This is a genomic window from Clostridium sp. (assembly GCF_026168755.1).
Taxonomy (GTDB): domain Bacteria; phylum Bacillota; class Clostridia; order Clostridiales; family Clostridiaceae; genus Clostridium.
Genome location: NZ_JAPFDR010000074.1, coordinates 1 through 9,662, shown reverse-complemented (window position 1 = coordinate 9,662; position 9,662 = coordinate 1). Strand labels below are relative to the sequence as shown.

General features: G+C 28.9%; 6 protein-coding genes and 1 other annotated feature. Of the genes, 1 reads left to right on the top strand and 5 read right to left on the bottom strand.

Going from position 1 to position 9,662, the window contains the following annotated elements:
• From Q0Y03_RS14615 to Q0Y03_RS14600, 4 genes are all read right to left on the bottom strand, one after another.
• Positions 1 to 387, bottom strand: a 387-nt coding sequence (locus Q0Y03_RS14615) for a rubredoxin-like domain-containing protein (RefSeq protein WP_297714541.1), incomplete at its 3' end; no start/stop codon positions are given.
• Positions 388 to 703: 316 nt separating this feature from the next.
• Positions 704 to 3,019, bottom strand: a complete 2,316-nt coding sequence (locus tag Q0Y03_RS14610) for an MFS domain-containing histidine kinase (protein WP_297714540.1) — start codon at positions 3,017 to 3,019, stop codon at positions 704 to 706.
• Positions 2,994 to 3,704: a response regulator transcription factor gene (locus tag Q0Y03_RS14605; RefSeq protein WP_297714539.1), complete on the bottom strand. Its 711-nt coding sequence runs from the start codon at positions 3,702 to 3,704 to the stop codon at positions 2,994 to 2,996. The genes Q0Y03_RS14610 and Q0Y03_RS14605 overlap by 26 nt, the downstream gene beginning before the upstream one ends.
• 370 nt (positions 3,705 to 4,074) lie before the next feature.
• Complete coding sequence (locus tag Q0Y03_RS14600) at positions 4,075 to 5,283, bottom strand: NupC/NupG family nucleoside CNT transporter (protein WP_297714538.1); 1,209 nt, start codon at positions 5,281 to 5,283, stop codon at positions 4,075 to 4,077.
• A 225-nt stretch (positions 5,284 to 5,508) separates the two neighbouring features.
• Positions 5,509 to 5,728 (top strand) — a binding site (T-box leader).
• Positions 5,729 to 5,818: 90 nt separating this feature from the next.
• Between Q0Y03_RS14600 and leuS the strand changes: the two genes are divergently transcribed.
• Positions 5,819 to 8,269, top strand: a complete 2,451-nt coding sequence (gene leuS, locus Q0Y03_RS14595; RefSeq protein WP_297714537.1) for a leucine--tRNA ligase — start codon at positions 5,819 to 5,821, stop codon at positions 8,267 to 8,269.
• 344 nt (positions 8,270 to 8,613) lie between these two features.
• Here the strand turns inward: leuS and Q0Y03_RS14590 are convergent, their stop codons facing one another.
• The gene (locus Q0Y03_RS14590; protein ID WP_297714536.1) at positions 8,614 to 9,627 is read right to left on the bottom strand and encodes an Rpn family recombination-promoting nuclease/putative transposase; all 1,014 of its coding nucleotides are present in this window, start codon (positions 9,625 to 9,627) and stop codon (positions 8,614 to 8,616) included.
• Positions 9,628 to 9,662 lie beyond the last annotated feature (35 nt).

Sequence of the window (9,662 nt, the reverse complement as noted above, 5' to 3'; positions counted from 1 at the left end):
AGCTACTCTAGCTTCTAAGTTAGCTTTTGTATCAGCAACAACTACTTCTCCTAATAATTCTGCGAATTTTGCAGCGTGTTCTGCTTCTTCGATTGCTATTCTCTTATAAGCTTCAGCAACTTCTGGGAATCCTTCTCTATCTGCTTGTCTTGACATTGCTAAGTACATTCCTACTTCTGTACATTCTCCAACAAAGTTAGCTCTTAATCCTTCGATTACTCTTTCATCTACACCTTGAGCAACTCCGATTCTGTGCTCATCAGCAAATACTAATTCTCCTACTTGTTCTACGAATTTATCAGCTCCAACATGGCATAATGGACATTCTGCTGGTGCAGTTTCTCCTTCATGAACATATCCACATACTGTACATACAAATTTTTTCATAATTTTATTCCTCCTAAAAATCTTCTATAATATATTTCATTTTATTAACTTCTTATTTATTTGTTCTTTTGTTTTTCATGATTACTTTCGAATCACCTTATATATATTATTATATAATAATAATTATTAATTACAAGCTTTTTTTGAAAATTTTTTAAAAAATTTTTCTAATTGATAAAGTCTATCAATTAGCATTATAACTTACTTCACCTTTTCTTAAATGTATAGTGATTATCAATTGATAATTTATATAAAATAAAAGAGTTGCATCTTTTGATACAACCCATTTTAGTTGTTTATATATCTATAAAGAAATTTATTTCAATTTTATTATAGATTTAAACAAGTCTCCATCAGCTTCAATTTTAAAACTTCCATTATGAAGTTCTACTATACTTTTAGCAATAGCAAGACCCAATCCAGAACCTTCTGTACTTCTTGATGCATCTCCACGCTTAAATCTATTAGTTATTTCATTTGTATCAAAACTTAATTCATAAGCCGATATATTCTTCATAACTATTGTTACTTCATCATTTTCTTTAAACATATCAATATATACTCTTGTATTACTTAAAGAGTACTTAACTATATTAGATATAAGATTTTCAAACACTCTATATAATCTCTTTCCATCTCCATTAATAAATATCTTATCATCAGGAATATTTAATTTTACTTCTAATCTGTTATCCTTGAATCTTTCATCATTTTCACCTAGAGCTTGTTTTAATAATTGTCCAATATCTATTCTAGAAATATTAAGTTCCATTGCTCCACTAGCAGCTTTAGATGCCTCAAATAAATCTTCTATTAATACCTTAAGCCTTTGAGATTTTTTATCTAATATACTTACATAATCTCTAGCATTTTCTGGTTCAATATTTTCTCTCTTTAATAAATCAATATAATTAATAATTGAAGTTAATGGAGTCTTTAAATCGTGGGATACATTAGTTATAAGCTCAGTTTTCATATTTTCACTCTTCATCTCATTTTCAACAGACTTCTTTAACCCATCTTTTATATTATTTATATCATGTGCTAATTCTCTAAGATGTCCTCTTCCCTTTTCATCAATCTTATAATTTAGTTTTCCTTCTGATGCAGCCTTAGCTCCAACCATTATTTTATCTAAATAAACTAAATCCTTAATTAGCATTATAATATATATAATTGTTAATATTATTCCTGCTACTATTCCAATTGGCCATATATAGAACATTGCTGACAAGAAGAATAGCAATAACCCTATTGATACATATAAAGTTGTCATTATTACAAATGTTCTTATTATAGAACCCCTATTCATTACATCACTTAAATAATTCCAAATCTTAATTGTAATATTATTCTTAAATAATGTTCCTTCATTATAATTAGCAATTATTATTCTAATTAAAAAGTAATAAATAACCACTACTACAGTTGACCAAATTATTGAACTTAAATTTAATCTTATTATGTAATTACTTAAATTATAATGTATACGTGGTGCCATATTCCATATTATCCAAGCTAATATTGCTACTCCTATTTTATATTCAATAGGATAAACTTTAAATTTATTTATTATACCTTCTATTAATTCTGATTTTAGCTTATATTTAGCTAAATATAATATACAAAGAATTAATAAAACAAAAAATACTACAAATACAATACAACTTAAATAAAAACTCTTAACATTCTTCTGTATATTAATAAAGCTTTCATAAACTACATCCCCAGATTGAAGTTCTTTTGGCATCCATATATATATAGTTACATTATGTTTCTCTCCATCATTATAGTAAATTTCACTAGTATAATTAGTTTCTGTAGAAGTATATCCAAAATATTTAGATCCATAACTATAATTATCGATAAACTTAGTTAATGCATTATTTCCATTTATTTCTTTACCATTAACATATATTTTTTCTATTAAATTTCCATTATAATCAATGTTTATTTCTTTAAAATACCTACTACTATCTTTTTTAATTGCGTCAACATCTATTTCGTCTCCACCAATCCAAATATCATTTAATTTATCATAAGCTCTAAAGTTTAAGTTAACATAAGATTTTATTTTATTATTTAAATCCTTTGAACTGTTACTTTTTCTATTTAAAACATACTCCGTCATTTCTTCATCACTTAAAGTATATTTTTCATTAATTTTTTCTCTTTCTTCATTTAGAATTTTTTCTTGTTGTTCATAAGTTAAATTATCAAAACTACTATCACTATATTTGTAACTTCTGTAATCTTCATATTCAGAATTTGCTTTATCTTGTAATTCTGCCTTACATATATCTATATCATTTTTAGTAATATTATCTTTATTCTCAGTATACGTAGATGATTTATAATATAATGAGTAGTTCTGTGCTAGCTTAGTATAATCATATATTTTTTCAAATACTTGAGTTTGAGTATATATTCTGTCTGGTATAACATATATTAAATTATCCTTAACTTCTAATCCAGATAAAATTGTAGTTACTAATGTTATAACTGTTATAATATAAATTATATAATTCGTATTCTCCTTATTCTTAAATAATTTTCTAATATTACTTTTTTCTTTTTCTATATCTAATTTATTTTCTTTATCATTATTAATATTTTTCGATTTTATATCCAATTCCCCACACCACCTTTAAATATTTAGGTTCCTTAGGATTAATTTCAATCTTCTCCCTGATCCTTCTTATATGAACTGCCACAGTATTTTCTGCATTATAGCTTGGCTCTTTCCAAACTTTTTCATAAATTTCATCTATAGAAAATACTCTACCCTGATTTTTAAGTAATAACTCTAATATTCCAAACTCAGTTGCTGTAAGCTTTATCACTTCTCCATCAACTAAAACTTCTTTAGTGCCTTGATTTAAAGAAAGACCACCACTACTTATTACTGATGTGATTCCTTCCTTATTTTGCACACTATAATTTCCAAAGACAGTATATCTTCTTAATTGTGATTTAACTCTTGCTATAAGTTCTAATGGGTTAAATGGTTTAGTTATATAATCATCTGCTCCCATATTAAGACCTAATATTTTATCTGTATCTTCTGACTTTGCTGAAATTAAAATAATAGGTATATTTTTTTCCTGTCTTATTTTCATTGTTGTTCTTAATCCATCCATCTTTGGCATCATGATATCCATTAAAATAAGGTGAATATCTTTTTCCATTAAAGCTTCTAATGCCTCTATCCCATCATAAGCTTTAATTACATTAATCCCTTCATTTCTTAAATATATATCAATTGCATCAACAATCTCCTTATCATCATCTACTACTAAAACAGTATTTTTTATCATTTCTTTAAACACACTCCCTTCACATTGTATTATTATACCATGGCAATCAATTTATATTTATATACTAGCAAAGAAGTCTTACAAAAAATTTATCATATTTATTAAAATTTTCTTAAGTGAGATTCTAAATCTTCGATTTAGTTAATCGAACTTACTCAGCAACCGAAGGGAGTCTCGTTTCCTTTTTACCCTCCAAATTTTTAATTTGGTTAGGCTAACTTACACCTACGATCGCCAGTGAGTAGGTGTTTCCTTAATGCTTCTTTTCTTCCCATAATAAAATACTCCCTCTATAGTAACAGTCTTATTATTTTAACTGTCTACTGTAAAAGAAGCATATCACTCATCTTTGTATTACTAGCTTTTAAAACTATATTGTTAATAAAAATCCTGCTATTGTTGCACTTAGGAGATTAGCAAGAGTTCCTGCCATAATAGCTTTCCATCCTAAACGTGCTATGTCATGCTTTCTACTAGGAGCCATACCACCTATACCACCTATTAATATGGCTATAGATGAAATATTAGCAAATCCACATAATGCAAATGTAACTATTGCTATTGTCTTTGCTGATAATGTAGACATAATTTCAGAAAGGCTTGAAAATGCTACAAATTCATTTAACACAATCTTTTGCCCAATTAATGAACCTGCTGTTACTGCTTCTCTCCATGGCACACCAATAATAGCTGCAACTGGTGCAAATATATATCCTAAAATAGATTGTAAGCTTAAATTGGCAATTCCAAACCATCCTCCTACTACTCCTATAAGTCCATTTACTAAAGCTATTAAAGCAACAAATGCTAATAATATAGCTGCTATATTAAGAACTAATCCTAAGCCATCGATAGCACCTTTAGCTGCTGCATCAACAACATTAGCTGAATCATCTTTAACCATTTCAATTTCCTCATTTACTTTTGCTTGTTTTATCTCCGGTATTATAATCTTAGACATTATAAGCCCTGCAGGTGCAGACATAAAACTTGCAGATACTAGGTATTCTATTGGAATACCCAATAATGAATATCCAACTAATATTGATCCTGAAACTGATGCAAGCCCTCCAACCATAACTGTAAATAATTCTGATTCAGTAAGCTTCTCTACATATGGCTTAATTAAAAGGGGTGCTTCTGTTTGACCCAAGAATATATTAGCTGAAGATGATATAGTTTCTAATTTAGATGTTCCTAAAAGCTTTGATAAAGCTCCACCTATAATTTTTATAATAAATTGCATAATTCCCAAATAATATAAGACTGATACAATAGCTGATATAAATATAATTACTCCTAAAACATTAACAGCAAATATACTTCCATCATTAGCTAGTGATCCAAACAAAAAACTTATCCCTTCTTTTGCATAATCAATTACTGATTGTACAGCCAATGCTACTCTACTTAACACATATTTACCTATGCTCCACTTTAATGCAGCAAGAGCAAATCCAAATTGAATTAAAAAACCTATTATTACAGTTCTCCAGTTAATTTTTTTCTTGTTATTTGAAAGCAAAAATGCCACAAAAAATATGAAAGCTATTCCTAGAATACAATTTAATATTGTCACAAAATCACTCCATCCTTTGTTTAGATATTTTTTCCTCTTTAGTTTTATCAAAAATATAATTTTATATTCTATGTAAATATAAAATTTTACTTAAGCCTTTTCTAAATGACATTAATGATAGTATGCCTATAACCCTAATACATTTTCATCTATAAATTAAAAGTATACACATATCTTGACTTCTTCTAATGAATTACTATATAATTAATTATTATTTAAAATATTTTTACTGCTTTGAAAAGGAGTAGTACTATAATATTGTAATCTTAAGAGAGCTGTTGGTTGCTGAGAAACAGTGATTCGTTTATAGGAACTTGCCTTGGAGCTTACTTGTTTAGAAGCAAGTACGGAATCCCCGTTACGGATTTAAGTGAGAAAATTTAAAGTTAATTTTTAATTTTTCTAATAAGAGTGGTACCGCGAAATATAGCTTTTCGTCTCTTAATTGAGATGAGGGGCTTTTTTTATATATTTTTATTAATTTAGGGAATAATTAATTGATATATTTCCATTACATCTAAGGAGGGTTAAAACTATGAGTAACTACGGAACTGCTATCGATAAAAAGTGGCAAAAAAAGTGGGAAGAAACTGAACTTTACAAATTTAATCCAGATGCAGAGGGCGAAAAACTTTACGTTTTAGAAATGTTCTCTTACCCATCAGGAAGCCAATTACATGCTGGTCACTGGTTTAACTACGGACCTGTTGATTCATGGGCAAGATTAAAGAAAATGCAAGGATACAATGTATTCCAACCAATGGGATTTGATGCCTTTGGTTTACCTGCAGAAAACTTTGCAATTAAAACAGGAATTCATCCATGGGATTCTACTGAGAAAAATATTAAAACTATGGAAGAGCAATTAAAAGCTATGGGTGCTATGTTTAACTGGGAAAATGAAGTTATAACTTGTACTCCAGAATATTATAAATGGACTCAATGGGTCTTCTTACAATTATTAAAAAATAACTTAGCTTACAGAAAGAAAGCTCCTGTAAATTGGTGTCCATCTTGTAACACAGTTTTAGCTAATGAGCAAGTTGTTGATGGTGCTTGTGAAAGATGTTCAACTGAAGTTACTAAGAAAGACTTAACTCAATGGTTCTTCAAAATTACTGAATATGCTGATGAACTATTAGAAAAATTAGACACTTTAGATTGGCCAGAAAAGACAGTTGCTATGCAAAAGCACTGGATTGGTAAATCTACTGGTGCTGAAGTTAACTTCAAAGTTAAAGATTCAGACATTAACTTCAATGTATTCACAACAAGAGTTGATACTTTAAATGGTGTTACTTATGTTGTTTTAGCTCCTGAAAATCCATTAGTTGATGAAATAACTACTGCTGAAAATAAGGTTGCTGTTGAAGAATATAAAGAAGCTGCTAAAAAACAATCTGATATAGAAAGACAATCTCTTACAAGAGAAAAAACTGGTGTATTCACTGGTTCATATGCTATAAATCCTATAAATGGCAAAGAAGTTCCAGTTTGGGTTGGAGATTATGTTCTTGCAACTTATGGTACTGGTGCTGTTATGGCTGTTCCAGCTCATGATGAAAGAGATTATACTTTTGCAACTAAGTTTAACTTACCAATAGATCAAGTTATAACTAGCAAAAAAGGTGAAGAAGTTGAATTACCATACTGTGAATACGGTGTTTTAGTTAACTCTGGTGAATTCGATGGATTAACTACAGAACAAGCTAAAGAAGCTATTGTTGAAAAATTAGCTAAAGATGGTTTAGGTTCTGCTAAAGTTAATTACAGATTAAGAGACTGGTTAGTTTCAAGACAAAGATATTGGGGTGCTCCAATTCCAATAATTTACTGTGAAGATTGTGGTGCTGTTCCAGTTCCAGAAAAAGATCTTCCTGTTGAATTACCATATGATGTTGAATTTGCTCCAGATGGTAAATCACCACTAGCTAAGTGTGAAAGTTTTATAAACACTACTTGTCCTTGTTGTGGTAAACCAGCTAAGAGAGAATGTGATACTTTAGATACATTCGTTTGCTCTTCTTGGTACCAAATGAGATATGTAGATAATAAAAATACTGAAATTGCTTTTGATAAGGCAAAGGTAGATAAGATGCTTCCAGTTGATAAATATGTTGGTGGACCAGAGCATGCTTGTATGCACTTATTATATGCAAGATTTATAACTAAGGCTTTAAGAGATATGGGTTACTTAAGCTTTGATGAACCATTCAAGAGCTTAACTCACCAAGGACTTATCTTAGGACCAGACGGATTAAAGATGTCTAAGTCTAAAGGAAATACTATCTCTCCAGATGATTATATCAAAGAATATGGTGCAGACGTATTTAGAATGTACTTAATGTTTGGATTTGCTTACACTGAAGGTGGAGCTTGGAGTGATGACGGTATTAAGTCTGTTGCTAGATTCGTAGATAGAATTGAAAGATACTTAACTATCTGTAGAGAAGCTATTGAAGCTGGTACAAATAACAAAGATACTATGGATAAAGCAGAAAAAGAATTAAACTTCTGGTTAAATAACGCTATTAAAGGTGTTACTGAAGATGGTGAAAAAATGCAATTCAACACTGCTATTGCAAGAATGATGGAATTCATCAATGCTTTATCTAAGTATGTTCAAGAAGAAACTAAGAACTTAGATTTCTTAAAGACTGTATGTGAAGGCTTTATTAAAATCTTAGCTCCATTTGCTCCTCACTTTGCTGAAGAACAATGGTCATTATTAACTGGTAAGTACTCAGTATTTAACGAAGCTTGGCCAACATACGATGCTAAAGCTTTAGTTAAAGATGAAGTTGAAATAGCTATTCAAGTTAATGGTAAAATTAAGAATAGAATTAATGTTGCTTCTGACTTAAATGAAGAAGGAATTAAAGCTGCCGCTTTAGCTGATGAAGCAATAGTTGCTGCTACTGAAGGAAAAACTATAGTTAAAGTTATCGTTATTAAAGGAAGACTTGTAAATATAGTTGTAAAGTAGTATGACTTAAGTGAGAATCCAAATTTCAATTTCGTTTCTTGAAGGTACACACTGTGTACTCCCGCAATGAAATGAGTTGAGTTTCCTAATATATAAAATAAATAGAGACTATATCAAATTAATTTACACACCCATAATTTTTGATATAGTCTCTTTTAAATTTCATTAATTTAAAAATATATCCTTCCATCATACTACTTTTCCCCTCTTATAATAAGTCTTATTATAGTACGAAATATTTAAAATACATTTTCAATTTTCTTAAGATATTATTACAAATAAATGAGCTTCTAAATTTTAATTTTATTAATGGAACTTCCTATAATATTTAAATATTTAAATTTTTAAATTTCTTTCTTAAGATCTAATATCTTTTCTTTACTTAATCCTGTCGCTTGAACAATTATTTCTACATCAACACCTAACTTTAAGAAATTTTTAGCATTATTAATATTTGCTTGCTTAATCCCTTGTTCAATTCCTTTCTCAATCCCTTGTTCAATTCCTTTCTCAATTCCTTTCTCAATCCCTTTCTCAATTCCCTTTTCAATTCCTTCTTGTATACCCTTTTGTATACCTTGCTCTAAACCTTGTTCATATCCCTCTTCCATAGCCTCTTCAATTTTAGTAGCTTCATCATGCAATGCCATTTCACGTGAAAGATATTCCGCTCTTGCTTTTTTATCTTGACTCATTGTAGTTAATACATTTACAGCTTTATCTATGTTAGCATTTACTTTAGCCATTTTCTCCAATACCTCCTTTGAATCTGCCTTTATAAAACTTACCCATTGTGATAAGTCATCATTTTCTTTATATTCATCTAATTTTTTCATTTCTAAAAAGTGTATTTCTAATAAATCTGTTAAAACATAATTTTCTTCATTTTCCTTTAGCTTAAACATACTATGATATTTGTTAGTATCTAAAGTATTGAAATCTAATATATTTATACATATTGTCTTTTTTAATTTATTATATTTTTCGCCACTTTCTAATTGTTCACAATATATTTTTGACCAATAATATAAACTTCTTTGTGGCATATAAATTGTTCTTGATACTTGTATTTCTATATCAATTTCTACATTCTTGTTTATAGTTGCTCTTATATCTAATATGCTTTTTTTATCTGCTATATTTTCCTTTGGTAGCTCACTATTTAATATTTGTACATCTTCTATATCTATTTTTAAAACTGCTTTTAAAAATGCTATTAATATATCTTTATTTCTTTCATCACCAAAAATCTTTTTGACGACTAGGTCGAGATGATTACTCATCTTTTCCCGTCTAAGAACCGTACGTGAGTCTTTCAACTCATACGGCTCAAGCCTTTGTAAACGCTCATTTTTCATATTCACGCCAACCTCTCTTTATAATTTTGGATTTT

Excerpts from the sequence above, each read along its gene's own strand:
- Q0Y03_RS14590 (WP_297714536.1), bottom strand. The coding sequence starts at position 9,627 with ATGAAAAATGAGCGTTTACAAAGGCTTGAGCCGTATGAGTTGAAAGAC.
- leuS (WP_297714537.1), top strand. The coding sequence starts at position 5,819 with ATGAGTAACTACGGAACTGCTATCGATAAAAAGTGGCAAAAAAAGTGG.
- Q0Y03_RS14605 (WP_297714539.1), bottom strand. The coding sequence starts at position 3,704 with ATGATAAAAAATACTGTTTTAGTAGTAGATGATGATAAGGAGATTGTT.